The organism is Dehalococcoidia bacterium (assembly GCA_021295915.1).
GTDB lineage: Bacteria > Chloroflexota > Dehalococcoidia > Lucifugimonadales > UBA1123 > VXRN01.
This window is the reverse complement of sequence record JAGWBK010000022.1, coordinates 22389-49057: the sequence shown is the minus strand read 5'-3', so window position 1 is coordinate 49057 and position 26669 is coordinate 22389. Positions and strand designations below refer to the sequence as shown.

Here is a 26669-nt window from a genome sequence, read left to right as displayed (position 1 = left end):
TGGTGAGTCGACTCCAACCCAGAAGTGGTCTGATATTATCGTGGCTAGTGAGCCTGCATAAGTAAGAAGTGCACTGGCCCTGGTCGCCAGATAGAGGATCAAGTTCTTGAGAGTAGTCAAAGTGATACATGGCTATCCGATGCGTTATAACGCCGGGTCGGAGGTGTATTCCCAAGGACTGGCACAGGCCCTCGCCGATCGCCACGAGGTGCACGTGTTCACCAGGCAGGAGAATGCATTCCTCCCTGAGTACGTTGTGGCTCGTGAGCAAGACGTGGCAGATCCCAGGATCACACTGCATGTGATAAATATGGCCAGGGGAGGGGACGGATACAGGCGCCAGGCTGTAGACGACGCATTCGGGAATCTACTTGACGAAGTGCAGCCAGAAATCGTCCATATTGGCCATCTCAACCATCTCTCTACGTCGCTGGTATTCAGGGCTAGGGACCGACAGATTCCCGTGGTGTTCACACTGCACGACTACTGGCTCATGTGCCCGCGGGGTCAGTTCATCCAGATGTTTCCCGAAGACCCGACAGATAACTGGTCTGTCTGTGACGGCCAGGATGACCAGAAGTGCGCAGTGCGCTGCTACGTCCGCTACTTCTCAGGAGCCGACAGCGAATACGAAGCCGACGTATCCTATTGGACGGACTGGATCGGACGAAGAATGGCCCATGTGCGAGATGTCTGTGATGCGGTCGACGTATTCATCGCTCCGGCCAGGTATCTGATGGAGCGGTTTAGGGATGAGTTTGGCATCCCCTCAGAGAAGCTCACCTACTTGGACTACGGCTTCCACAGGGAGCGCATGGAAGGTCGAAACAGGTGCGAAGGCGAACCCTTCACATTTGGGTACATAGGGACTCATATAGCCGCAAAGGGCGTGGACCACCTTATCGAGTCATTTGGTCGGCTGTCTGGTGATGCCATGCTCAGGATCTGGGGTCGCGATAGGGGAGTGGAGACGGCGGGACTGAAGTCGTTGGCTGATAGCCTGCCTGGCCTGGCGACAGATCGAATAGAGTGGATGGGTGAGTACCGGAACCCTGAGATTGTCTCCGAGGTGTTCGACAGGTGCGACGTGATCGTTGTTCCGTCAATATGGGCTGAGAACTCTCCACTTGTGATTCACGAGGCGCAACAGGCCGGCGTACCGGTGATTACGGCCGACTTCGGAGGCATGGCGGAATACGTGCGCCACGAGGACAACGGGCTGCTTTTCACTCACAGAGACCCGACTTCCTTAGCTGAACAGATGCAGCGTATGGCCGATGATCCTGATCTGGCTCAGCGATTAGGTAACCGGGGCTATCTCCAATCCAGAGATGGGAATGTGCCCGATATGACTGAGCACGCCCTGGCAATTGAGAGAATCTATGACTCTCTGGTACGTGGAGGGAAGTGATGACCACGGGGACGTTCCATGGACGGGTTGACCGAAAGTTAGACCCCTCGTCCCAAAGTGCAGGCTCCGGTAAGGGCCCTTGGCGAATAACCTTCGACACGAATCCCGACGACTGCAACCTGCATTGCATAATGTGCGAGGATCACTCGCCGTACAGTACAACCCAGGCAGAGCGCAGGAGGGATGGGCGTCCCAAGCGCCGAATGGACATCGAACTGGTTCGGCGTGTCCTGGCCGAATCCCAGGGAACGGCGCTTCGTGAAATCATCCCCTCCACTATGGGTGAACCGCTGCTGTATCGGCACTTCGACGAGATCATCGACCTGTGTTCCAACTATGGTGTGAGGCTGAACTTGACCACCAACGGGACCTTCCCGCGTAGAGGTGCTAGGCCTTGGGCAGAGCGCATCGTACCGGTGGGATCGGACGTGAAGATCTCCTGGAATGGCTCGACGCGACAGACGCACGAGAGCGTGATGCTGGGCTCCAACTGGGAAGAAGTTTTGGACAACGTGAGGCAATTCATCGCAGTTAGGGACGAACACGCACAGAACGGCGGAAACCGGTGCCGTGTGACATTTCAACTGACCTTCATGGAGATCAACATTAGGGAGCTTCCGGATGTCGTGATTCTTGCTGCAAATCTAGGTGTAGATCGCGTGAAGGGGCACCACCTGTGGGTGCACTTCGATCAAATGCGGCGCCAGTCGATGCGGCGAAGCCCTGAGGCGATCACCCGATGGAACGCTGTGGTCGACGAGGCTCACGAAATGGCGGAGTTGCACAGACTCCCCTCGGGCGAGAAGGTACTTCTCGAGAACATATTCAGGCTCGACGAAGAAGTCGATGGAGACATTGCCCCCGGAGGAGAGTGTCCGTTCCTCGGGCATGAGGCATGGGTGGCCTCTGACGGAAGGTTCAACCCGTGCTGTGCCCCGGACGTGCTGCGGCGCACACTTGGCGAGTTCGGTAATCTCAATAGCACGAGTTTGAGCGATATTTGGAATGGCAGTGAATACACTTTCCTGCGGTCCAACTACATGCAGAACGCCCTCTGTCAGGGTTGCAACATGAGGAGACCAGTTACCTCGTGAACGCCACTTGGCTGGACTACACGTTGTCCACAGAAGGCACCCATCACCTGCTCAACGGGAAACCCGCGTACACCCAGAGGTTCTTGGAGGTTCAGAAGTTTCACGAGCCTGGTCTAGCGCCGGCCAGGGACAGCACGGGCGCCTACCACATCACTTCTGACGGGTTGCCAGCGTATCTCTCCCGCTTCGTAGAGACCTATGGTTTCTACGATGGGAAAGCTGCAGTCCAAACCCATCGCGGATGGTGCCACATCCTCCCCGACGGAAGTCCCCTTCACTCGGAGATGTACGCCTGGTGCGGGAACTTCCAGGAGGGCCGATGTCCGGTCCGCTTAAACGACGGCAGCTATTTTCACACCACTGACGACGGTTCTCCTGCCTACTCAGAGCGCTACAGCTACGCCGGCGACTTTAGGGACGGAATCGCTGTCGTTCAGAGGTCAGATGGCAAACACACCCACATAGACGCGTCAGGGAATCTTGTCCACAGTCGCTGGTTCTTGGACCTCGATGTCTTCCACAAGGGACACGCGAGAGCTTGCGACTCGAACGGATGGCATCATGTGGACACAAGGGGAGTGCAACTGTACGAGAGTAGGTTCAGAAGTGTTGAGCCCTTCTACAACGGGCAGTCCAGAGTAGAGAGGTTCGACGGCTCTCTGTCGACGATAAACCACTCAGGCAATACCACGCTCGAGCTTAGGAAGCCTACGCACTCTCCTCTGGAGGAGCTTTCCGGCGAAATGGTTGGCCTCTGGAGGACTCAGACCATTCGTGTCGCGGTCGAACTCGGAGTGTTTGAACCGTTACCCGCCACGGCGGAGCAAATCGAGAGCAGGTGCCACCTTGCTGCGGATACCGGCAACAGATTGCTGCACGCGTTGATGGAAATGGGTCTGGTAAGCCGAGACGAGGGCGATCTCTACCATCCCACTGACAGAGGTTCTTACTTATCTAGGAAACATCCACTCTCGCTGGCCGATGCGGCTCTCCACTGGGGCAGGGAGTCGTACGCGGCCTGGTCAGATGTAGTTCACGCGCTACGTACAGGTCAGCCCGGCTTTGAAAGTGCTTTTGGAAAGAACTTCTTCGAATGGGTGGGGGAACGTCCTGGAGATCTGCGGTCATATCACAATGCTATGGCCACGTACGCTAAGCACGACTACCGTGACTTGGCCGAGGCCGTCAACTTCACCGGTCATCAGAGTATCTTGGATGCCGGCGGTGGAACTGGAGAGTTGACCTTTGCTCTGTTGCGTTCCTGTCCTGGCTTGTTCGGGGTGGTGATGGACAGACCCGAGGTAACATCTACCGCCAAAGTCCCAGAAGACTTGGATGGCCGCTGCACTTTCGTGGGTGCTGACCTGTTCGAGAAGTGGCCGATATCATCTGAGACAATAGTTCTCGCAAGAGTGCTGCACGACTGGTCGGATTCAGACGCGCTGAGAATTCTGAAACGCGCCCGGGAATCGATGTGCGCAGACAACATCCTCTATGTAGTCGAGATGGTTAAGGATGACACAACAGGTTCAGGTAGCTTGCTCGACCTGCACATGCTCGTGACTACCGGAGGCGCCGAACGAACCGAAGCCCAGTTCAGATACATGCTGGACAGTTCAGGATTTAGGGTACTTGACGTGATACCGACTGAGTCGGTCAGTTCCGTAATCCGTGCGGTGGCAGTGTGAACGGCTACAGCCCTGTCGACTACATTCTGGACGGGCTGGAATCGATTCCTGACCGAATAGACGCTGCGCTGGTAATCAGGCATGCCGAGAGGGAGGAAATCCGGACTGGCACTTTTGGAGTCGACGTTCCACTGACTGCGCATGGTGTCGTATCGGCGGCTCAGCTTGGAAAGGCACTGATCGCGGGTAGACAAGTTTTCGTCACATCAAGTCCGGTGCCGAGGTGTGTTCAGACCGCTGAGGCTATTCTCCAAGGTTGTGGCAGCGACTCCCCGGTTCAACTCGATCGCACATTGGGTGACCCTGGCCCGTTTGTCGTGGACCCCGAAGTTTCGGGCCCTCTGTTCTTGGAGACAGATATACTCGACATTGTACGCCGCCAGTTGTCAGGCTCCGAGCCGCCGGCAGGAATGCGTCCTACCGCAGATGGCGTCGGGATGCTAATTGAACTCGTCGCACGCGGGCTGGGACGCAGCGGACGTGTGAATGTGTTTGTTACCCACGACTCCATACTGGCTGTGTTAGTGGCCAGTATGCTCGGAAAGTCGGCCGATCAGATTGGGTGGCCCGACTTTTTGGACGGATTACTTCTCTGGAGGTCGCGCGTGGGCCTGAACGTGGCTTGGCGAGGAGCCCGCAAGGTGGCTTATCCACTCGGCGGTTAGAGAGATGGCCTCTTCAGGCCCAATCTTTGGAGAGTACCCCAGTACCCGCCGGGCTTTGTCGGGGTTGAACGCCTCGCGCTGACCCTCTTCCCCAGGTCGGTAGTCGACGTATTCGATCGGGACGTCTGTCCCGGCCACGTTCCGACAGATCTTTGCCAGTTCATCGATGGAGTACTCTCGGCCGGAGCCCACGAGGAATTTGTGCCCTACGACATCTCTGTGAGGCGCTTGAATCGCAAGAACCCACGCCTTCACTGCGTCGTCAATGTAGGACACATCCCTCGTCTGCTGTCCGCCCTCAACGATTATGGGCTTGCCACACAGAGCGTTCCATAACCACTTGAATATGAAGACCTCGCGTCGCATGTTGGGACCGATAACAACGCCTGTGGTCATGACGATTGACGGTACCCCGTAGGCTCGATGCCACGACCACAGGGCGAGTTCGGCTGCCGCCTTAGAGAACCCGTACGGATTGTGCGGAGTCAGAGGATGATCTTCGTCGATGGGGGAATAGAGTGGGCGACCGACTTCATTCCCGGATCCAGCAAATATCACTTTCGACACGCATCCAGCGTGTCGCACTGCTTCCAGCAAGGCGACGGTGCCATCTATGTTCTGCATGACGGTGTAACGCGGTGACTCGAAGCCAAGGGGGGTATCTGGTTGAGCTGCCATATGCACCACGACCGAATGGCCCTCCACGTCCCCGGGTTGAATGTCCTGGATGCTCTTCCACACGTAGCTGAAGTGTGGATTGCACAGTTCGTGTCGCAACAGGTCAGCGTGGCCTGGTGCTGTGATATCCAGCCCGGTTACGCTGTACCCCTGCTTGAGTAGTGCTCTCGACAGGTTGGACCCGCCAAATCCGGCGGCCCCGGTAATCAGGACGTCACTCACTTCTAAATCGGTGGCCGGCGTGTGTGCCACTCGGTCGCCTGCTCGTAAGTGTGGGCGACTCTCAATAGAGTGGCCTCATCGAACGGTCTGCCAGCGATCTGCATGGCCAGGGGCAGCTCGACCCCGTCTTCGGTGGTGAACCCGCAGCATATGGACAGCGCAGGACCGCTGACCATGCTGAACAGGCCCCTGAAACTGGCATCCGACAGCCACGATGATGCTTCGCGTTCGCTGTTTATGCCCGCGGTGAGGTCCATCACCTGCGGTGGAGCAGGCGATGTCGGCATCAGCAGCACGTCAACGGATTCAAGCATCTCGAGAGCCTGGGCGCGTATCATCGACCGCATCTTCTGCGCCTTGTTGTACACGGTGGCCGGGATCAGGTCCGCGGTCATCAGCTGCACCCTGATGTTGGGATGGAAGTCCTCAGCCCTCTCGCGAATCCATTGCGGGTTTAGGCCTGCCCGCTCGACCGCGCTGATGGTGCGGCTCGCAACCCCCGCAAGTGGAGCCAGCGGCAGCGACACCTGCTGGACTTCCGCTCCCAGCTCGATGAGCACTTCAGTTGCGGCAGAGATCGCGTCAAGCGTTTCAGGTGTGGCGGGAGATAACTCGGGATCGGTGAACTCCTTGACCACGCCGATTCTCAGACCTGATATGCCGCCTCCGAGGAGCGACGGGTAGTCCGGCACCGGTGTGTCCCACGTGTACGAGTCGCGCGGATCGTAGCCCGCTATCGCGCCTATGGTCGCCGCACAGTCCTCTGCGGTCCTGGAGACCGGCCCGATGGTGTCGAGCGACCACGACGCGCCGTCCACTCCGTACCGGCTGACCCTGCCCCACGATGGCCTCAGGCCCACCAGTCCGCAGTTGGCAGCGGGGCCGCGCACAGATCCACCTGTGTCCTCTCCAAGGGAAGTAGCACACATGAACGAGGCTGTCGCTGCCCCGGAACCTGTGCTGGACGTCCCTGGATTTCGTGGCGGGTCCCACGGGTTTCCAGTGACTCCGAACGCTGACGTGATTGGGTCGCCGAAGGCCAGTTCGGTCATGTTCAGCTTGCCGATGATCACCGCGCCTGCTCTCTTAAGGTTGCGGACGACAGTGGCGTCCTCGTCGGGAACGAAGTCCGCCCTGAGCTTCGACGCGCTCGTCGTCAGGATGCCGGCGGTGTGAATCTGGTCCTTCACCCCGACTGGAACGCCGTGCAGCGGCCCCCTGTGGTTTCCGGCCGCGATCTCGGACTCGGCCTGCCGTGCCGACTCGATCGCTTCATCGCCTAGCACGGTGATGTACGCGTTGAGCTTCGGCTCCACCTCTACGATGCGTTCGAGGTACGCTTCTGCGGCCTCTACTGGTGAGACTTCACCCGCCTGTATTCTCCGCCCAAGCTCCGTCGCTGACAGGTAGATGAGGTCTCTATCGGCCATCTGCTTCCTCCTGCGGCGGGATGATTGGAAGAGGTTCCTGTGCGTTCAGACCCGGTATGTCGACCTGGTCCATTGCCTCCAGGATCGCATTGAGGCTGTATCGCACCTGGGTCAGATCGGGCTCGTGTATCTCGAGGTCGACCGCTCTAGCGATGGCCAGCACATCTTCATTGGTCAGGCTGCTCAATCGTCACCTCCTGTCAGTGTATGGGCAGGTTTCAAACCTGCCCATACCGATCCAATCACATAGCATGAAGGCTTTAGGAGCGCAGGTTTCCCGCCCACATTCTCCTACCGCTCCAAGCATACAATAAGCGCGCTTGCGGAGCGCGGGCGTCCCGCCCGCATCGACCTACCACTCCAAGGATGTGGTACGAAGGCTACCCTGACTCGACCCACCTGTCGTACAGGTCCTGCAACTCCGACGTCAGCCTTTCGAGCTGACGCTGGGAGCGGCGTCCCTGCCGCATCTCCCGATTGGCGAACGCGTGGGCCATCTCGTTCTCGAGGTCCAACTTCCTCGCCTCTGCCTCTTGGATGCGCCTTTCGAGATCAGCTTGCGCCTGCCGGTCGTGTGCCCTTTGGACCCTGTCTGGCTCTGATCGTCGCCGACGCCTGGACACTCGCCCCACCACACGCTTGTCGGTCGGTCTCCGAGACTGCCAGAACTCGCTGAATCCGCCCGGATAGGAGACCATCTTGCGGTCCCTGATCTCGATAACCCGCTCGGCCAGCTTGTCCAAGAAGTACCTGTCGTGCGATACGACCAGCAGTGTGCCCTGGAACTCATCCAGCGCCTCCTCGACCGCCTCCTGGGACGGTATGTCCATATGGTTGGTCGGCTCGTCGAGGATCAGCAGGTTGGGCTTCGTCGCCATCAGGCGCGCGATCTGAAGTCGGTTTCGCTCGCCTCCCGACAGATCGCCCACCATCTTGTCCATGTCATCGCGATCGAACAGAAGGGCGCTGAGGAGTACAAACGCGGCCTGGATGGACATGGGTGCCACTTCACGGAGCTGCTGAACGACGGTCTGACTGTCGTCCAGGGTCTCCTGCTGCTGCGCTGAGTACCCTAATTTCATGCTTGGTCCGACCCGGATGTGCTCGGCGTCCCATGCGCCATTCTCGACTATGTCTCGCAGCAGAGTGCTCTTGCCTGTCCCATTGGCCCCGACCAGCGCAACAGTCTCGCCACCGTTGACTTCCATCTCAGCGTCATCGAAGAGCAGTTCATCGCCATACCCACGCGTGTAGCTGCGCACCTGCACCGCGATGTTCGCCCGCGTGGGAGCGGAGTCGAAGTGAGTGCGAATGGCAGAGGTGTCGAACTCCGGCTTCTCCACCGCCTGCCTCTTCTCGCGCTCGAGCTGTGAGCGTCGAGCCCTGAGTCGCCTCCCCCATGCTGGGTCGCTGTTCACCCTCGCGATCTGCTCGAAGCGGTGGACGAGTGCCTCCAGCTTGGCCAGCCGCTTCTGGTTGGCGATGTAGTCCGACTGCTGGGAAAGCAGACCTCGAAGTCTCTGTGCACGGTACGCAGAGTAGTTTCCCTCGTAGCGGGTGACTCGGCCGTTCTCCAGCTCCAGGATTCCGCCGGCGACCCTGTCAAGCAGGTAACGGTTGTGCGACACGACCAGCACCGCGCCCCTGAACCTGAGCAGGAAGTCTTCGAGCCACGCCATGCCGAGGAAGTCGAGGTGGTTGCCGGGCTCGTCGAGCAGCAGGAGGTCGGGCTTGGAGAGCAGTGCCTTGGTGAGAGAGAGCACGTTCTGCTCTCCGCCGGATAGCGAGCCGATCTGCTGTGTGTCCTTGCCCTCCAGCCCCATGCTCGCCAGCATCGACCTTGCCTCGTCGACAAATCGCTCGCCGTCCATCCTATCGTAGGCATCACGAGCACGCTGGTACACGTTCAGGGCGCGGGCCGTCCTGGCTTCGTTCGCCGACTCCAGCCCTTGCTCCGCCCGGCGCAGTTCGTTTGAGACCCGGTTGTAGTCTGACAGCAGGTAGCCCTGCACCGTGACGTCGTCCTGCGCATCGATGTACTGAGGTACGTATCCGACCGTCGTTGCGCTCGGAACGACAACTGTGCCAGAGGTCGGCTCCACGCTTCCGGTCAGGATGTTGAGCAGGGTGGTCTTGCCGGAACCGTTCCTGCCGATCAGTCCCAGCTTCTCAGAGTCGTCGATCTGGAACGACACCCCGTCAAGCACGATTTGCGAGCCGAAGTGGGCGGATACATTTTGAAGACTGGCGACCAGCATGGAAACAAGTTCTCCAGGTGGGTAGGGCACGCTACGCACGAAGGATAGCGTGAGTGTGCACCTGGGTGCGAAGCGCGAAGGTTGGACAGAATGCCGGAGAGCTAATTCTCCGTGGGGAAGTCAGGAGTGGCCTGATACAGACTTAAGCTTACTGGGCCGCAGGAGGAAGGCCCTCGACACACGAAGGCTACAGGGCTTGCCCTGACGTGGCCTTGCTGTCGATATACTCCTGCCAGGCGTCAGCGACCGATCGCTCCTGGTCTTCGAGCGGAAGCTCCTCAAGCGACAACTCATCCTCTTCGTCGAGATCCGGAATGACCGTCTCGACGAATGGGTCGCCGCCCATGTCTCGCAGGTACTGCAGGAACCTCAGAGCCGTGGTCAGCTCCTCCTCCGGTAGTTCCTCGACGAGTTCGTGTAGCGAGTTCTTGATGACCATTGCCGTCCTGTCCTGGACCTATGAATCGGTGCCCACCACACCATTGTACCACTGATGTTAACAATCAAATATCAGTTTTCTGGCCTTTGGTCAAGTATATTCTCACGAGAGGATATGGGCTAATCTGGATCTCAAGGCGTTATTTGTGAGGTGTTGAGCCCTTGGAGTCAAATTCACAGAGAGACCGCCCGCACATGCCGGAAGGCTACGGAGTGGGCGATCCACAGTATGGTTTCGAGCCGGTTGAGTGGACGTGGGTCGTTGAGCAGATGTCGGAGGCCCGCAGCTACTGGATCGCAACCAATCGCGCGGATGGGCCGCCTCACGTAGTCCCGGTCTGGGGGTTGTGGCTGAATGACCAGTTCCACTTCTTCTCGGACCCCGACTCCCTGAAGGATCGGAACATACGGCGTGATCCCCGGACAGTCGTGCATCTGGAGAGCGGTGACCACGTCGTAATCCTCGAGGGACAGATGCTGTTTCATCGAGCCACTGCCGAGATCGTCAGCGCATATGAATCCAAGTACGGCATTTCTTTCGGAGGCGAACTCGAAGAAGTGTACACTCTGGAAATGTCCAAGGTGATCGCCTGGACCGAAAGCGACTTTCCCAAGACTGCCACACGCTGGCAGTTTTGACGTTCCGGCGTTCACAACCTGAATAGCTCGCAGATGACGACCTACGAAAACCTCACCATAACCGACGGCGACGCCTTCTACGCCATGCTCGATGACGTTGCCGAATTCAAAGAGTGCAACTTCGACGGCGCGGACTTTCGGAACATCGAGACCGACTCGCTCCTGGTGGACAACTGTACTCTTATCCGGGCGGACCTCACGAACCTCATCTGCCCTGGGATGCGTCTGACCAACTCCGTGGCCGAGAGCGCAATACTGGAGCGCATCGAGGCTCACGAAGCCGAGATAACAGGAAGCAACCTGACGTCGGCCAGGCTCAGAGGTGCGCAGTTGAACCTGTCCAGGATCACCGACTCGGACCTTTCGGGCGCCGACATGTTCGAAGCCAACCTCTTCGGAGTCGACCTGACTGGGTCACGACTGAGGGGCGTGGACCTGGCCAGCGCGAGGCTGGACGGCGTCAAGATCGAGCGCACCGACTTCAGCCTGGCGTCCCTGCGAGGCCACAGCTTCAAGGGTCAGAAGCTTGAGTCGATCAACTTCACAGAGGCCGATCTGGGTGGTTGCGACTTCACCGATGCCGTATTCGTAGACTGTCATCTCACGGGCGTGTTCGTCGACGATCAAACGAAGTTCGACGGTGCTGACCTCAGAGGCGCCGTGATATCAGGTTCCCACCTCGTACGCGCCAGGCTGAACGGCGCGATCATGCTGCCCGCTCAGGTCAACACCCTGGTCTTCGACGGATTTGGAATAGTCGTCTTCGACGAGTCCTAATCCTGCAACCGTCATTCCGGCGAAAGCCGGAATCCACCCGTCGCGGCGGGCCGCACGGCAATCCCGTGATTCTCGAAGCTTCTGGTCATACCTGGTGCACTTTGACGAGTCCTAATCCTGCAACCGTCATTCCGGCGTAGGCCGGAATCCACCCGTCGCGGCGGGCCGCACGACAATCCAGTGATTCTCGAAGCTTCTGGTCATGCCTGGTGCACTTCGACGAGTCCTAGTAGTAGACGAAGCTCCCAGCTCCTCCGGTCGCAACGATAAGCTCGCCTGAGATAGCCCACGCCTTGTCAGAAGCTAGGAAGGTGGTCACGTAGGCGACCTCGTCTGCGTCCACCATTCTTCCGATAGCGTTGCTTCCCGGGGATCCAGTAGCGAAATCTCTCTGCTCCACTTCCTCGGCCGTGATGCCAAGCTCCTTGGCACGCGCCTCCAACATGCCCGGAGTTCGCTCCGTGCGCGTCGTTCCAGGATGGATGCAGTTGACCGTAATGCCAAACGGCCCAAGCTGAAGTGCAAGCGTCTTGGTCATGTGCACCATGGACGTATTTCGTGCACCGCCGCTCAGGTTGCCAGCCCTCCGTGCGTTAGTGCCGCTGATGTTGATGATCCGGCCCCAGCCCTGCTCCTTGATGTGGGGGCCGCCTTGGCGCAGCGCAACGCGCCGACATACTTGACGTCGAAGTCTCTCAGCAGGTCTTCCTCGTCCACGGTCTCCACCGGCCCAGTCGCCGAGGGCGACCCACCCGGCAGCGACGCGCTGTTTACGAGAATGTGAAGACCACCGAGTTGCGCAGCGGCATCGTTGACCATATTCGTTGACTGCTCAGTGCTGGTCGCGTCGAAGACCAGCGGAATGGCCCGTCTACCCGTCTGGTCTTCTATTTCAGCAGCTGTACGCTCCAGTTGCTCGGCGTTGCGCGCTGCTATCGCCACGTCCGCGCCTTCGCGGGCGAGGTCGAGTGCGATCGCCTTGCCGATGCCCCGGCTGCCGCCGGCCACCAGCGCGAGCTTGTCGGTAAGTCCCATATCCACTTTGGCCGCCTCCTTAAAGGTAGTTTTCTGAACCCAATACTCTCCCATCTCTTGCCCCTGCACAAGGCAGGATTTGCCGCGGGACTCTCTCCCAGAGTAGTAGGCACCCGTATTTGGAGCGTGGGCATCTTGCCCGCAACCGTTCGCCCTGAGCTTGTCGAAGGGAGCCTGTCGAAGTGCGTTCGCCTCTTGAACTGCCCACCAATCCGGAACAGGTCCCTGGCGCGTGACACAGCTCGTCATGCGGCGCCTCGACAGAACTGGCGTTGCCTTCTGCGGGACGGTCAGATCGGAATGTCACGAGGCGACAGTTAACACTTCTGCAACATTAACGCAACAAAAATGTTACATCGGAGAAAAGGTTTGGAAACACCCATAGCCTACGCTCTCTAGTCGAAGGTTATAGGCCCCCGTCTTCATGAGGAGGTAAATAAATTGTTCAACACAGGAGTTTTAGGTTTAACGCCGTTTAAGCTCCGGCTTGTAATGCTGGCGTTGCTGGGGGTGGGGATATTCCTCGGCACGATAGGGACAGCCTATGCACAGGATATGAGCATAGATGACGTCGACTCGAAGGTTGAAAACCTCATCACAGTCGTCGCCGCTGCGCTGGTCTTCTTCATGCAGGCCGGATTCGCGTTCCTTGGAGCGGGGCTGATTCGCTCCAAGAACACCATCAACTATATGACGAAGTCCTTCCTGGACTTCTGTATCGCATCACTTGGATTCTGGGCATTCGGATTCGCCCTGATGATGGGTGGCGGCGCTGCTTCCGGTTTCATCGGCCTCGAGGGCTTCTTCCTCGTAGACTTCGATGACTCGCAGCTGGTGAGCTGGTTCTTCCAGATGGTATTCGCCGGTACTGCCGCAACGATCATCGCGGGAGCGATGGCTGAGCGCACGAAAGTCAACGCCTACTTCGCGTACAGCTTCATCGTGGGAGCAGTCGTCTATCCGATCTACGGCCACTGGGCATGGAGCGACGACGGATGGCTCGCCGCCTTGGGCATGGCCGACTACGCCGGTTCGGCGGTCGTCCACATGATAGGTGGATTCCTTGCGCTGGCCGGCGCGATCATCGTCGGACCCAGGAAGGGCTTCCGAGAGGGCGCCGAGCTGAAGGGACACAACCTCCCGTACGTAGTTATCGGCACGTTCATTCTGTTCTTCGGATGGTTCGGATTCAACGTAAACTCCGGCTCCCTGGGCCTGAACGCGGTCAACACGCTTCTGGCCGGCGCCGCCGGAGCTACCGCGGCCATCTATATCACTATGGTGCGCACGGGCAAGGCCGACATCGAGATGGCATGCAACGGCGCACTGGCGGGACTCGTTGGAATAACGGCCGGCTGTGCATACGTGGACACGTGGGCTTCTGTGGTAATCGGACTGATCGCCGGTGGCCTCATGATCGCGGGCGTCGCGTTCATCAAGAACGTTGTCAAGGCTGACGACCCCGTTGGTGCAGTCGCCGTTCACGGCATCTGCGGAGCCTGGGGCGTGCTGGCAGTGGGCATCTTCGCATCCGGCCACAACGGCGTCGAAGGCCTGATCGCCGGAAACGCCGCTCAGCTCGGTCCGCAGATCGTCGGAATCATCGTTGCCCTGGCCTGGGGTCTCGGCATCGGACTCATCCTATTCAAGGCTATCGACCTCTCCATGGGTCTCAGGGCCTCGGAAGAAGAGGAAGAGAGCGGACTGGACGAGCCCGAGCACGGCGCGACTGCCTACCCGGAACTCGCAAACTAGATACCAGGTTGATCGCCTAAAGACGATTTTATTCCCTTAGTTAGTAGGTCCCGGCCGCTCCAAGGGGGCTTGAGCGGACGGGACCTCTTCTTTTACCACTTTCCTTTCCATATGGAGCGTGACTGCAAGGCCCAACCGTTCGCCCTGAGCTTGTCGAAGGGAGCCTGTCGAAGGACGGTTCGCTGGGCAGATTGACTCCCGGTCGGAGCGCTGATTGTCCATGCCAGGGACTTTGTGACATGTAACACAAAGTTAACATCTGCGAAACATCATCGAAACATGGCGCTGGAATAATGTGAGCGTCGAACAAACAAGGGGCCGGGAAAACACCGGCAGCCCGAAGACCAGCAACCAGGAGCAAGAACAAGAAAATGGGTGTCGAAGCAATACTCGGCGGCGTAGCTTTCGTAGGTCTGTTTGGACTCTGGGTCGTCCTTCCCAGCAAGCTGCGCAAGAACAGAGAGTAACGTTTAACGCGGATCGCCGATGGGGTGGGCGAACCCTACTATTCGGCGGAATCGTCACACCAAAACCCCCTTTGCTAGAATGGTGCCTGACCGATTGCCGGTCGGGCACTTTTAATTTGTGAGGAATGTTCACAGGCGCCAAGAAAGCCCCTTTTAGACTGGCTGCTGTGATGACGAGAGAAGCTAAGGAGAGGAAAGATGACACCAGAAGAAGTCATTAGATTCATTCAAGACGAGGGAGTTGAGATCATCGATCTCAAGTTCACCGATCTGCCGGGCACCTTGCAGCACGTAGGCGTACCGCCCAGCGAGATCACTGAGGACCTCTTTGCAAGCGGCACCGGCTTTGACGGTTCCAGCATCCGGGGTTTCCAGACCATCGACGAGAGCGACATGCTAATCGTCCCGGACGCCAGCACCGCAAACCTGGACCCTGTCTACGGCATCAAGACGCTCAGCCTGCTCTGCAACATCCGCGACCCTTTGACGGGCAGTGACTACTCCCGCGACCCCAGGAACATCGCCCAGAAGGCTGAGGCACACCTCGGCACCACCGGCATCGGCGACACAAGCTACTGGGGCCCTGAAGCCGAGTTCTTCATCTTCGACTCCGCCACCTTTGGCCAGGACGCCAACTCGTCCCACCACAGGGTGGACTCGGACGAGGGCATCTGGAACGCCGGCAATGAGTACATGCTGGACGGAGTTACCCGCAGCAATGGCTACAGGCCGCGTCACAAGGGCGGCTACTTCCCCGCACCTCCCGTTGACTCTCAGAGCGACATCCGCTCCGAGATGATCATTGAAATGCAGAAGTGGGGCATGAAGATCGAGAAGCAGCACCACGAGGTCGCCACCGCCGGACAGGGCGAGATCGACATCGTGTATGACACGCTCGTAAAGACTGCCGACAACATCATGATCTACAAGTACCTGGTCAAGAACATCGCCCACAAGAGCCGCTGTTCGACGACAACGGCACCGGCATGCACACCCACCAGAGCATCTGGAAAGACGGCACCAACATCTTCTACGGCGACGGCTACGCCAACATGAGCGACACGATGAAGTTCTACATCGGCGGCATTCTCCAGCACGCTCCGGCGCTCTTGGCGTTTGCGGCACCGACCACAAACTCGTATCGCAGGCTGGTGCCGGGCTTCGAGGCTCCGGTGAACCTGGCATACTCGTCCCGCAACCGCAGCGCGTGCTGCCGCATCCCGGCATACTTCGATACGCCGCCTGCAAAGCGCGTAGAGTTCCGCTGCCCGGACCCGACGGCCAACCCGTATCTCGCCTTCAGCGCTATGCTGCTGGCCGGACTGGACGGCATCAACAACCAGATCGACCCAGGCGACCCGATGGACGTGGACCTCTACGACCTGTCGCCCGAAGAGGCTGCCAACGTGCAGCAGGTCCCCGGTAGTCTTGAAGAGTCGCTGAACGCGCTCGAGGAAGACTACGAGTTCCTGCTCGCAGGCGACGTCTTCACGTCCGACCTGATCGAGACCTGGCTGGACTACAAGCGCACAGAGGAAGTGGACGCCATTCGCCTGCGCCCGCACCCATACGAGTTCTTCCTCTACTACGACGCCTAGGCCAGTCCCGTTCAAAAGCGAGCAAACTAAGGGGCGATCCACAACGGGTCGCCCCTTTAGCATCTACGTCGCCTCATGGGGCCTGATATTCGGTTGAACGGGTACCTGTCTGGTAAGCGGGGCGACCTCAGACCTCGGGTCTTGGCAGGGTATGGGGAACACCCGCTCGAAGATTGACACAACTTTCACAAAGTGCTACATTTTGCTATGATTTCCCTCGGTGCGGACGTGTGTCCAGTGTCTAATGTATCCCCCTCCACACGAGGGCTCAATCTGCGATTTTCCGAAGGGTGCTCCCCGCTCCGATACCATTATTTCAGGTCTTTCCTGTGGTAGACCGCGACCTCGCAATTGAATACGCCCTCAAAGAGGCCAGGGACAACGATGTTAAGTTCATCCGCCTCTGGTTTACCGACATTCTGGGAAACCTGAAAGGGTTCGCCATTACTGTCGAAGAGCTCGAATCCGCCCTGACGAGGGGCATGGGATTCGACGGCTCTGCTGTCGAGGGATTCGCCCGCCACGAGGAGAAAGACCTCTACGCGTTGCCCGATCCCAACACCTTCGCGATATTGCCCTGGCGTCCCCGTGAAAACGCGGTCGCCCGTGTGTTCTGCGACATCGTTACGCCGGATGAGACGCCTTTCGAGGGCGACCCCAGGTTCGTGTTGAGGCGTAACATCGAGCGGGCCGCAAGGGTGGGATACACCTACTACGTGGGCCCGGAGATCGAGTACTTCTACTTCAACAACGATTCTGATCCCTCGCCCATGGACAGGGGCGGCTACTTCGACCAGGGATCGACCGACCTCGGCACAGACATGCGCCGTGAGACGGTGCTCATGCTCGAAGAGCTCGGCATACCCGTCGAGGCCAGCCACCACGAGGTGGCCCCCAGCCAGCATGAAATTGACCTTCGCCACACAGACGCGCTGACGATGGCTGATACGGTCATGACGTACAAGCTGGTAGTCAAGGAAATCGCGCAGCGTCACGACTGCTACGCGACCTTTATGCCCAAGCCGATCGCCTCCGTCAATGGAAGCGGCATGCATATCCACCAGTCTCTCTTCGAAGGGGGACGCAACGCGTTCTACGACGCCGAGGACCCCGACCGTCTCTCAGCCGTCGGCAGGCACTTCATCGCCGGGCTGCTGAAGCACGCCCGCGAGATTACCGCCGTCACCAACCAGTGGGTTAACTCGTACAAGAGACTTGTTCCCAACTTCGAGGCTCCGGTCCACGTTACCTGGGCTACTGTCAACAGGGCAGACCTGATTCGCGTGCCCAGCTTCAAGCAGGGCCGAGAGGAGTCTCGACGCGTGGAGCTTCGCTCTCCTGACCCCGCCTGCAATCCTTATCTGGCATTCAGCGTCATGCTCGCTGCCGGCCTCGAGGGAATCGAAAAGCAGTATGAACTGCCGGATCCTACGGTTGCCAACGTTTTCGGCATGAGCGATGCAGAACGGCAGGCTCACGGAATCGAGTCGCTCCCATCCAACCTTCTGGAAGCGCTAAGGATTACTGAAGAGAGCGAGCTTGTACGCAGCGCGCTCGGAGACTCGGTGTTCGATAGCTTCGTGGAAAACAAGAAGATCGACTGGGATCGATACAGATCTCAGGTGACAGACTACGAAATAGCCCGATACTTGCCGGCCCTGTAGCACTCTGCACAGCAAGGTCGGCCTCCGGTGAAGGCTCAGCCGGACCACCCGCACATGCCCTACATCAGAACTACCAGGTAGATTGAGATGAGCAGCTATAACAAGGACTACACGCCCCAGCTTTCGACTGACGGACTGTACAGTCCGGCGTTTGAGCACGAAGCCTGCGGAGTCGGGCTCGTCGCCAATGTAAAGGGCCGAAAGTCACATAGCGTCATCGAGCAGGGCCTTGAGGTCCTGATAAACCTTGGCCACAGGGGCGCCTCGGGAGCCGACGCGGCGACCGGCGACGGCGCAGGCATTATGGTCCAGATGCCGCATGAATTCATCGTGTCGGTATTCGGCAAAGTAGGAATCGCAGTGCCCGAACAGAGCGACTACGGCGTCGGCATGACCTTCCTCCCTCGCGATCCCGACGAGCGGGTACACTGCGAGGCAGCCGTCGAGCGCATCGTTGCAGAAGAGGGGCAGAGGTTCCTGGGTTGGCGCGACGTTCCTGTTTCGCCGGACAACATAGGTACTCTGTCTGCGCGTGTGATGCCGACCATTCGGCAGTTCCTGGTAGGGCGCGGCGAAGTGACCGGGGCAGGGCGAGACTTCGACCTGCGCCTGCTGGTCATCCGCAAACAGGCTGAGAAAGCTATCCTCGGAGACGACCTCTCCGCAAAGAGTGACTTCTACATCTGCAGTCTGTCTTCGAAGACCGTCGTGTACAAGGGCCTGATTATGGCCCACCAGCTCAGTGACTTTTACCATGATCTCAATGACGAAGAGATGGTAACTGCCTTCGCGCTCGTGCACTCACGCTTTTCAACCAACACTCTGGGCGCGTGGAGACTCGCCCATCCGTACAGGTTCATCATCCACAACGGCGAGATCAACACTCTCCAGGGCAACATCAACTGGATGACCGCCAGGGAGAAGAAATTCAAGTCCGATATTCTCGGCGGTGACATCGCCAAGATCACGCCGGTTGTCACGCCGTTGCAGAGCGACACAGCCACACTCGACAACGCACTTGACACACTGCTCGCGTCAGGTCGCTCCCTGGATCACTCTATGATGATGCTCATCCCGGAGGCGTGGGGCGATCAGATCCCGATGGACCAGTCCAAGAAGGACTTCTACGAGTACCACTCGTCCATGATGGAGCCGTGGGATGGTCCTGCGCTGATCATCGCCTCAGACGGTGAGAAGATCTGCGCTGTACTCGACCGGAACGGTCTCCGCCCGTGTCGCTACCTGGTCACCACAGACGATATCCTGGTTATGGCCTCCGAAACTGGCGTGCTCGACGTGCCCGTAGAGAAAGTCCTCTACAAAGAGCGTATCTACCCCGGCCGCATGTTCATGCTCGACACCGTGCGCGGCGAGATCGTGCAGGACTCCGAGCTCAAATCTGCCCTCTCGTCGCGGCGGCAATACGGCCAATGGCTCGAAGACAACATGGTTCAGCTTGAAGAACTGCCGGAACCAGCCAGTGTCCACGGTACGGACTTCGAAACTCTGGAAAGCAGGCAGGCAGCCTTCGGCTACACTCTTGAAGACCTCCGCATAATCCTGGAGCCCATGGCCCTCACCGGAGCAGACCCTGTTGGCTCAATGGGCACGGACGTCCCTCTGGCAGTTATGTCAGAGCAGTCCCCAGTGCTGTTCCACTACTTCAGGCAGCGCTTCGCCCAGGTCTCGAATCCGCCGTTGGACTCGATTCGCGAGGAGTTGGTCACTTCGACCCGCGCCATGATCGGGCGCGAGCGTAACCTGTTCGACGAGTCGCCTGAACACTGCCGTCAGCTCACCATCAGAGAACCGTTTATCACTAACTCGGACCTCGAGAAGATCCGTGAGATCGACGTCAACGGCATTCGCTCCAAGACGCTGCCGATGCTTTTCGATCCCGAAGAGCGCGGCGGACTCAAGCGCGCCATGGACAGTCTGTGCCGCGAGGCGTCGCAGGCCATCGAGGAAGGCTACTCGATTCTAATTCTCTCGGACCGCGGCGTGGACTCAGATCATGCGCCCATTCCAAGCCTGCTGGCAACCGCCGGTGTTCACCACCACCTGATTCGAGAGGGCTCTCGCACACGCTGCGGCCTTGTCGTCGAATCGGGAGAGCCGCGCGACATCGCGCATCTCGCCCTGCTGGTGGGCTACGGCGCCGGTGCGGTCAATCCGTACATGGTCTTCGAGTCTATGGAGAGCATGATCCGCGAGGAATACTTCCTTACCGATATCGACTACAAGACCGCGGAGTATAACTTCATCAAAGGCGCCCATAAAGGCGTCGTGAAGATCATGGCCAAGATGGGCATCTCCACGATTCAGAGCTACCGGGGCGCCCAGATATTCGAGGCCGTCGGACTGGACGAAGAATTCATCGACGAGTACTTCGCATGGACACCCTCCCGGATCGGCGGGATCGGCATTGAGGAGATCGAAGAAGAGTCGAGAGCAAGACACTCCTTCGCCTACGTTAATCTCGTAACGCCGGGTAGTATGCAACTGGACGCCGGAGGCTTCTACCAGTGGAGACGCGATGGCGAGTACCACATGTGGAACCCCACCACCATCGCGAAGCTCCAGTACGCCACTAAGTCCAACAGTTGGGCAACATACAAGGAATTCGCAAACTGGGCCAACGACTACTCCCAGCAGATGTGCACCATTCGCGGCCTGCTCGACTTCAAGTTCGCAGATGAGCCGGTCTCACTGGATGAGGTCGAGTCCGCCAGCGAGATCGTCAAGCGGTTCGCCACTGGGGCTATATCGCTGGGTTCGATAAGCAGGGAAGCACACGAAGCGCTCGCGATTGCCATGAACCGCATCGACGCCCGCTCCAACACTGGCGAGGGCGGCGAGGACTGGCATCGCTACAAGCCCGATCCCAACGGCGACATGCGCAACAGCGCAATCAAGCAGGTGGCATCCGGCCGCTTTGGTGTGACGATAAACTATCTTGCCAATGCGACGGACCTGCAGATCAAGATGGCACAGGGTGCGAAGCCCGGCGAGGGTGGACAGCTCCCCGGCCATAAGGTGGACGAGTATATCGGCTGGGTCCGCAACTCGACGCCCGGAGTCGAGCTGATCTCACCTCCGCCTCATCACGACATCTACTCCATCGAGGACCTCGGACAGCTCATCCATGACCTGAAGAACTCGAACCCGAAGTCTAGGATTCACGTTAAGCTGGTCGCGGAGGCCGGAGTCGGCACGATCGCAGCAGGCGTATCAAAGGGCCACGGCGACGTGGTGCTGATCAGCGGCGACAGCGGCGGTACCGGCGCATCGCCGGAGGCATCCATCAAGTACGCTGGCCTGCCATGGGAGCTCGGTGTCGCTGAGACTCAGCAGGTGCTCGTCGAGAATGACCTGCGCGGCCGGATAATCGTCCAAACCGATGGGCAGATCAAGACAGGTCGAGATGTGGCCATTGCCTGCCTGCTCGGCGCCGAGGAATTTGGCATGGCGACGGCCCCGCTGATCGCGATGGGCTGCATCATGCTCAGAAAGTGCCACCTCAATACCTGCTCTGTGGGTATCGCCACGCAGGACCCTGAGCTTCGCAAGAGGTTCGCGGGTCAGCCCGAACACGTAATCAACTACTTCTTCTTCGTTGCCGAGGAACTCAGGCAGATCATGGCCGAGATGGGCTTCCGCACCATCAACGAGATGGTCGGCAGGATGGACCGCCTCGACACGCGGGAGGCCATCGAGCACTGGAAGGCAAAGGGACTCGACTTCTCGCGCCTTCTGAAGATGCCGGACGTCCCGGACGACATCGCAACCTACTGCTGCGAGGCCCAGGACCACGGACTCGACAAAGCCCTCGACAACAGGCTCATCGAACTGTGTCACGACGCGATCGAGTCGGGTACTCCAATCGAACTTGAACTGCCCATCTCCAACGCAAACAGGACCGTTGGCACGACGCTCAGCTACGAGATTGCAGTCAGGTACGGCGAGGACGGTCTTCCTGAGGACACAATCACCATAGGATTCAAGGGCTCGGTTGGCCAGAGCTTCGCCGCATTCCTTGCCAAGGGAGTGACCTTCCACGTCGAAGGCGATGCGAACGACTACTTCAGCAAGGGCCTTTCAGGCGGGCGAGTGACAATCAGACCGCCCGAGCAGGCCCAGTTTGTCCCTGAGGAGAACATCCTCATCGGCAACGTAGCCCTGTACGGCGCGACTAGCGGACAGGCATTCATCCGCGGTGTTGCTGGCGAACGGTTTGCAGTACGCAATTCGGGCGCTGAGGCCGTGGTTGAAGGAGTCGGAGACCACGGGTGTGAGTACATGACGCGCGGGCGCATCGTGGTACTCGGACCGACGGGCCGCAACTTCGCCGCTGGCATGAGCGGAGGCGAAGCCTATGTCCTCGATGAGCATGGTAGCTTCGGCGACCTCTGCAACACCGAGATGGTCCTGCTGGAGGACCTTGAAGAGAGCGCCGACATCGCAGCGGTCAGAAGGCAGATCGAAGACCACCTCGCCTACACCGGCAGCGCCAATGCCCAGCGCGTTCTGGACAACTGGGACGAGATGCTTCCGAGCTTCGTCAAGGTGATGCCGATAGACTACAAGCGAGTCCTTGCCGAGCGCGCCGCGAAAGACCAGGCAACTGCCGTACCTGCTGGCGATTAGGCCTCCCCGAAAAATAGACAGACGGCAGCCATCGGCCGCGGTCGACCATTAGGAAAAAACGGCGAATGGGAAAACCGACAGGATTCATGGAGTGGGCGCGCAGCACGCCGCCCACGCAGGACCCTTCAGAACGGACTCAGCACTGGCTCGAGTTCTATAACGAGTGGTCTGAAAAGGAAGCCCGTGAGCAGGGCGGTCGGTGCATGAACTGCTCGGTGCCGTTCTGCATGGGCGGGTGCCCGCTGGGCAACATCATCCCTGACTTCAACGACCTCGTGTACCGAGGCAAGTGGCGCGAGGCCCTTCATGAGCTTCACTCCACCAACAACTTCCCGGAATTCACCGGACGCATCTGCCCGGCTCCATGCGAAGGCTCGTGTGTCCTCAACATCAACAATGACCCTGTAACCATCGAGTACATAGAGAAGGCGATTGCCGACCGGGGCTGGAACGAGGGATGGATAGTCCCCGAGCCGCCGGAGACTCGCACCGGCAAGAGCGTTGCGGTGATTGGGTCCGGGCCTGCGGGTATGGCTGCCGCGATGCAGCTCAACCGCGTCGGACATACAGTCACCGTATTCGAGCGTAACGAATACGTCGGCGGACTGCTGCGACTCGGCATCCCCGAGTTCAAGCTGGAAAAGAGAGTCGTCCAGCGCCGTGTCGATCAGATGGCGGCAGAGGGAGTCACGTTCAGGACTGGCGTCTACGTCGGACAGGACGTACCCGCCGCTGATCTTCGCTCCGACTTCGACGCAATCTGTCTGACCGGAGGCTCTACGATTGCGCGCGACCTCCCGATACCGGGTCGCGAGCTCGATGGTGTCCACCTTGCCATGGAGTACCTCACTCAGCAGAACCGCATCAACGAGGGTCAGACCGTCGGTTCGGACGAACGGATACTCGCCGAGGGCAAGCGTGTGCTTGTACTAGGAGGCGGTGATACGGGATCAGACTGCGTCGGCACCGCTCACAGGCAGGGCGCCGAGGTCGTGTACCAGTTCGAGCTGCTGCCCGAGCCTCCGATGGTCCGTCGAGACGATAATCCCTGGCCGCAGTGGCCGGCGATACTCAGGACCTCGTCTTCACACGAGGAGGGCGCAGTCCGCGATTACAACATCCTCACCAGGAGCTTCTCAGGCTCAAACGGTACGGTCCAGAAGATGCACGCAGTCCGACTGGACTGGGGGCCGCCTGACCATACAGGTCGACCCGCCATGATTGAGGTTGAAGGCTCTGAGTTCGAACTCGACGTCGACCTGGTCTTGCTCGCCCTCGGTTTCGTTCATCCCGAAAAGGCAGGGATGCTCGAGCAACTCGGAGTCGATGTTGATGGCCGTGGCAACGTCGTTACCGATGCCGACAAGATGACGACGGTCCCAGGCGTTTTCGCCGCCGGTGACATGGCCCGAGGCCAGTCGCTGGTCGTGTGGGCGCTCGCCGAAGGTAGAGAGGCCGCCCGCGGCATCGACCAGTACCTCATGGGCTCCACTAACCTGCCCAACTCCGTAAACACCGTCCCAACCATGTAATGACTGCGACCGTGGTTCGCGGTCGACATTACTTCTCTGCTACGTGCGATCGTAGGCAACCCCCAGCTCGTCTGCCAGTCTCATTAGACGTCTGTCTATAGTCCACAGCATTGCTGGAGGTGTCATGACCACAGATGTCAGCAAGTGGACGTCGATGTATCCGATACCTCTGCCCATCAACCGGTGATTCTCGATGAAGAAGAGCACTTCGTCGTCGGTCGCGACCGTAACGCTGGGCATTGTTCTGAGGAGACTGAACACCTCGGTGCGATTACTCAGGTTGCCGCAGGCCAATTCACCTATCACCATCGGATGAATTAACACCTGGCCCTCGCCTAGCAAGAGGGCCAGATGGTGGTCTCTGGTCCTGAGGTGATCGATCCAGACTGAAGTGTCGGCCAGAATCAAGCTGGCTCGCTCCGACGTCGGGGCACGTATTCCAAGTGAGGTTGAGTGCCGCCTAGCCTGGCAAGTCTGCGAGCGCTCTCACGCTCGACCAGGGCGCGGAGACTCTCGCGCACCAACGCGGTCGTGCCTTCAATCCCGGTCAGCCTTCTGGCGCTCTCCAGCAGCTCATCGTCGATGTTGATCGTAGTCCTCACAGTCGGCCTCCGTCGCTTAACCCAAGTACATCATATTATACATCAATTGATGTTAATATTAATGCTTATTGAAGACTGAATGGACCCCCTGTTCCCTACCCATCCTTGACACTCAAAACCGCCAAACCCTACCATTAACGACGCCAATTTAGCCGAGGTAGCTCAGTTGGTAGAGCACAGCACTGAAAATGCTGGTGTCGTCAGTTCGATTCTGACCCTCGGCACCACTATCGGGAGTAGCTCAGTGGTAGAGCACTTCCTTGCCAAGGAAGGGGTCGGGGGTTCGAATCCCCTCTCCCGCTCCAGACTTCACTAACCTTCGGCGCCTTCAATGCCCGGAGGAGCTTTTGCCCAAATGAAACAGCCCTCTCCTGCCACTGGAGAGGGCTGAGTTCTTTCTGGTTAGCTGCGCGCCGTATATGCAGCGGCAGGGATTCCCGAAGCTACTCCGCCGTTACTTGAGCGCTGCGACTATTTCCAGGGTGTTGTGGCGCATGAGCTCTAGGTACGTGTCGGCATCGCCACCCGAGGCGCTGAGAGAGCCAGTGTACAGGCCGTTGATGATCGACGCGCCTGCTTCATCGGCGATTCGCGCTGCCAGCGTATCGGACACGATGGTCTCAGTGAACACGGCTGGCGCGCCGGCCTCCTCGATTTCGTGTATCAGTTCTGCCATCTCCTGAGCTGAAGGCTCAGTCTCCGTGGTCCCGCCAGGGAAGACGGCCCCGACGACCTCAAATCCGTACGCGACTGCGAAGTACTGGAAGCTGTCGTGACTGGTGACCAGCAGACGCCTGTCCTCAGGTATCGCAGCGACCTGCTCCTCGATCCAGTGGTCCAGTTCCTCGAGTTCCTCACCGTACGCCGCGGCGTTGGAGAGATAGGTGTCGCTGCCGTCCTGGCGGCGATTTCGTTCACAGCACGCTCTACACGATGCGGATCGAACCAGAAGTGAGGATCGAGTGGGCCGTGGTCGTGTCCCTCTTCAGGGTGATCGTCATCCTCGATGCCAGGCAGCCCAAGGAAAGCTATTCGGCTTGGGGACCCATCGACTTCCCATTCGCGCTCAGTCTCCAATTCTTCCAGGCTGTACTCGATCACGTGACCACTGGCCGGATCTGCCAGGTAGAGCAATTCCCCTACAACTACGAACGACGGTGAGGCGCCGCCCGGCTCTATGGGATCCACGAGAGGCTCGTGGGAAACGTCCTCCACCTCGCCTGTCTCTGCTTCGATAACATTGAGCAATCCGTCATAAGTGAGCACGAAGAACTCGTGACCGTCGGCGCCAAATGCTGAGGCAGCGCTCTGCTTACCGTTTTCTGGTGTAATCACCTGTACCATCGAGCGACCCTCGGGGTCGATCATCCAGATTCCGTCGTTTACGAAACCATCCTCGCCTCTGTATGACGCGCTTCCGAAGAAGTGCGGTGAGGCCTCATGCCCCCAGATTGAGCCTATGCGAGATTCCTCGCGCATCTCAGCGAACTCGCCGTCGTGGTACTCGATGAACAGCACCCCGCCAACGCATCCAAATGCTGCCCCGTCGTGGTTGTGCGCTTCGCCATGCATACCCGGGCACGAGTTTGAGGCGTCTCCATACAGGACGTTTCGATCCAGGTCGACAACCTCGACTCCAACAGGCAGAGTGCTTTCGGTCTTGTCAGGGTAGTCGGGATTGACAACTGTTATCGCGAAGATGTCGCTACCCATGGGCACCGCCGCTCCATGCTGTGGTCCCGACTCCAAGTATTCAATATTGTACTCGTTCCCGAACTCTTCCATTTCGTGCTCTTCGAACAGCGACACACGTCCAGTACCGTCGTTGAAGATGGCCGTCCAGCCATATCCGTTCGCGAAGTGGATCGGTCGCTCGTCTCTGGACTCCAGGGAGAGCATTGTAATTTCGTCGGTCACCAGGTCCTCATGGTCGCCGTGGGGCTCGAGATAGATACCGCCGTCGAACACGTGCACCCTGTCGTCGTTGTCACCCTCGCCACGCGCGAGCGCGAAGCCAAAACGGTGACCTGGGCTGGCATAGAGTCCACCGACAGGCGCAGCGATGGCGA

The 26669-nt window shown here is 58.9% G+C and carries 18 protein-coding genes, 1 tRNA gene and 2 pseudogenes; 11 read left to right on the top strand and 10 right to left on the bottom strand.

Features of this window, described 5'->3' with window-relative positions; translation table 11 throughout:
• The first annotated feature begins 106 nt into the window (after positions 1-106).
• The 3 genes and pseudogenes from J4G14_08145 to J4G14_08135 all read left to right on the top strand — a co-directional run bounded on the left by J4G14_08145 (position 107) and on the right by J4G14_08135 (position 4858).
• Positions 107-2505: pseudogene (locus J4G14_08145) on the top strand (glycosyltransferase).
• Positions 2502-4193 (top strand): methyltransferase, encoded by a 1692-nt coding sequence (locus tag J4G14_08140; protein ID MCE2457770.1) that lies wholly within the window; start codon positions 2502-2504, stop codon positions 4191-4193. Before J4G14_08145 ends, J4G14_08140 begins: the two are co-directional and overlap by 4 nt.
• Positions 4190-4858 carry a histidine phosphatase family protein gene (locus J4G14_08135; GenBank protein ID MCE2457769.1) on the top strand — a complete coding sequence of 223 codons (669 nt, stop codon included), beginning with the start codon at positions 4190-4192 and terminating at the stop codon, positions 4856-4858. The genes J4G14_08140 and J4G14_08135 overlap by 4 nt, the downstream gene beginning before the upstream one ends.
• Here the strand turns inward: J4G14_08135 and J4G14_08130 are convergent.
• The 5 genes from J4G14_08130 to J4G14_08110 all read right to left on the bottom strand — a co-directional run bounded on the left by J4G14_08130 (position 4778) and on the right by J4G14_08110 (position 9885).
• A complete protein-coding gene (locus tag J4G14_08130; GenBank protein MCE2457768.1) occupies positions 4778-5788 on the bottom strand; it encodes a GDP-mannose 4,6-dehydratase in 1011 nt (336 codons plus the stop codon). The genes J4G14_08135 and J4G14_08130 overlap by 81 nt on opposite strands.
• On the bottom strand, positions 5761-7188 hold the full coding sequence (locus J4G14_08125; protein MCE2457767.1) for an Asp-tRNA(Asn)/Glu-tRNA(Gln) amidotransferase GatCAB subunit A: 1428 nt from the start codon (positions 7186-7188) through the stop codon (positions 5761-5763). The genes J4G14_08130 and J4G14_08125 overlap by 28 nt, the downstream gene beginning before the upstream one ends.
• Positions 7178-7375 (bottom strand): hypothetical protein, encoded by a 198-nt coding sequence (locus J4G14_08120; GenBank protein MCE2457766.1) that lies wholly within the window; start codon positions 7373-7375, stop codon positions 7178-7180. The genes J4G14_08125 and J4G14_08120 overlap by 11 nt, the downstream gene beginning before the upstream one ends.
• A gap of 193 nt (positions 7376-7568) precedes the next feature.
• Positions 7569-9446 carry an ABC-F family ATP-binding cassette domain-containing protein gene (locus tag J4G14_08115; GenBank protein MCE2457765.1) on the bottom strand — a complete coding sequence of 626 codons (1878 nt, stop codon included), beginning with the start codon at positions 9444-9446 and terminating at the stop codon, positions 7569-7571.
• 187 nt (positions 9447-9633) lie between these two features.
• Entirely contained in the window at positions 9634-9885 is a 252-nt protein-coding gene (locus tag J4G14_08110; GenBank protein ID MCE2457764.1) for a hypothetical protein, read from the bottom strand.
• 161 nt (positions 9886-10046) lie between these two features.
• Here J4G14_08110 and J4G14_08105 point away from each other — a divergent pair, with 161 nt between their 5' ends.
• Both J4G14_08105 and J4G14_08100 read left to right on the top strand, forming a co-directional pair.
• Positions 10047-10523 carry a pyridoxamine 5'-phosphate oxidase family protein gene (locus tag J4G14_08105; GenBank protein MCE2457763.1) on the top strand — a complete coding sequence of 159 codons (477 nt, stop codon included), beginning with the start codon at positions 10047-10049 and terminating at the stop codon, positions 10521-10523.
• A gap of 33 nt (positions 10524-10556) precedes the next feature.
• Positions 10557-11300: a pentapeptide repeat-containing protein gene (locus J4G14_08100; protein ID MCE2457762.1), complete on the top strand. Its 744-nt coding sequence runs from the start codon at positions 10557-10559 to the stop codon at positions 11298-11300.
• 226 nt (positions 11301-11526) lie between these two features.
• Here J4G14_08100 and J4G14_08095 read toward each other — a convergent pair whose 3' ends face one another.
• On the bottom strand, positions 11527-11961 hold the full coding sequence (locus tag J4G14_08095) for an SDR family oxidoreductase (protein MCE2457761.1): 435 nt from the start codon (positions 11959-11961) through the stop codon (positions 11527-11529).
• Positions 11871-12335 carry an SDR family NAD(P)-dependent oxidoreductase gene (locus J4G14_08090; protein MCE2457760.1) on the bottom strand — a complete coding sequence of 155 codons (465 nt, stop codon included), beginning with the start codon at positions 12333-12335 and terminating at the stop codon, positions 11871-11873. Before J4G14_08090 ends, J4G14_08095 begins: the two co-directional genes overlap by 91 nt.
• 441 nt (positions 12336-12776) lie before the next feature.
• On the opposite strand from J4G14_08090, the gene amt reads away from it, so the two are divergent.
• From amt to J4G14_08065, 5 genes and pseudogenes are all read left to right on the top strand, one after another.
• Positions 12777-14090, top strand: coding sequence for an ammonium transporter (gene amt / locus J4G14_08085; GenBank protein MCE2457759.1), 1314 nt, complete (start codon positions 12777-12779; stop codon positions 14088-14090).
• Between the two features lie 665 nt (positions 14091-14755).
• Positions 14756-16155 (top strand): annotated as a pseudogene (gene glnA / locus J4G14_08080) (type I glutamate--ammonia ligase).
• Positions 16156-16484: 329 nt separating this feature from the next.
• A complete protein-coding gene (locus J4G14_08075) occupies positions 16485-17819 on the top strand; it encodes a glutamine synthetase (GenBank protein MCE2457758.1) in 1335 nt (444 codons plus the stop codon).
• Between the two features lie 87 nt (positions 17820-17906).
• A complete protein-coding gene (gene gltB, locus J4G14_08070) occupies positions 17907-22466 on the top strand; it encodes a glutamate synthase large subunit (protein MCE2457757.1) in 4560 nt (1519 codons plus the stop codon).
• 65 nt (positions 22467-22531) lie between these two features.
• Positions 22532-23998 carry a glutamate synthase subunit beta gene (locus tag J4G14_08065; protein MCE2457756.1) on the top strand — a complete coding sequence of 489 codons (1467 nt, stop codon included), beginning with the start codon at positions 22532-22534 and terminating at the stop codon, positions 23996-23998.
• Positions 23999-24037: 39 nt separating this feature from the next.
• Here J4G14_08065 and J4G14_08060 read toward each other — a convergent pair whose 3' ends face one another.
• Both J4G14_08060 and J4G14_08055 read right to left on the bottom strand, forming a co-directional pair.
• On the bottom strand, positions 24038-24406 hold the full coding sequence (locus J4G14_08060; protein ID MCE2457755.1) for a type II toxin-antitoxin system VapC family toxin: 369 nt from the start codon (positions 24404-24406) through the stop codon (positions 24038-24040).
• Positions 24403-24600, bottom strand: coding sequence for a type II toxin-antitoxin system VapB family antitoxin (locus J4G14_08055; GenBank protein MCE2457754.1), 198 nt, complete (start codon positions 24598-24600; stop codon positions 24403-24405). Before J4G14_08055 ends, J4G14_08060 begins: the two co-directional genes overlap by 4 nt.
• A 151-nt stretch (positions 24601-24751) precedes the next feature.
• Here J4G14_08055 and J4G14_08050 point away from each other — a divergent pair.
• Positions 24752-24827, top strand: a tRNA-Phe gene (locus tag J4G14_08050).
• A gap of 227 nt (positions 24828-25054) precedes the next feature.
• Here J4G14_08050 and J4G14_08045 read toward each other — a convergent pair.
• Positions 25055-25549, bottom strand: a complete 495-nt coding sequence (locus J4G14_08045; GenBank protein MCE2457753.1) for a zinc ABC transporter substrate-binding protein — start codon at positions 25547-25549, stop codon at positions 25055-25057.
• Positions 25550-26669 lie beyond the last annotated feature (1120 nt).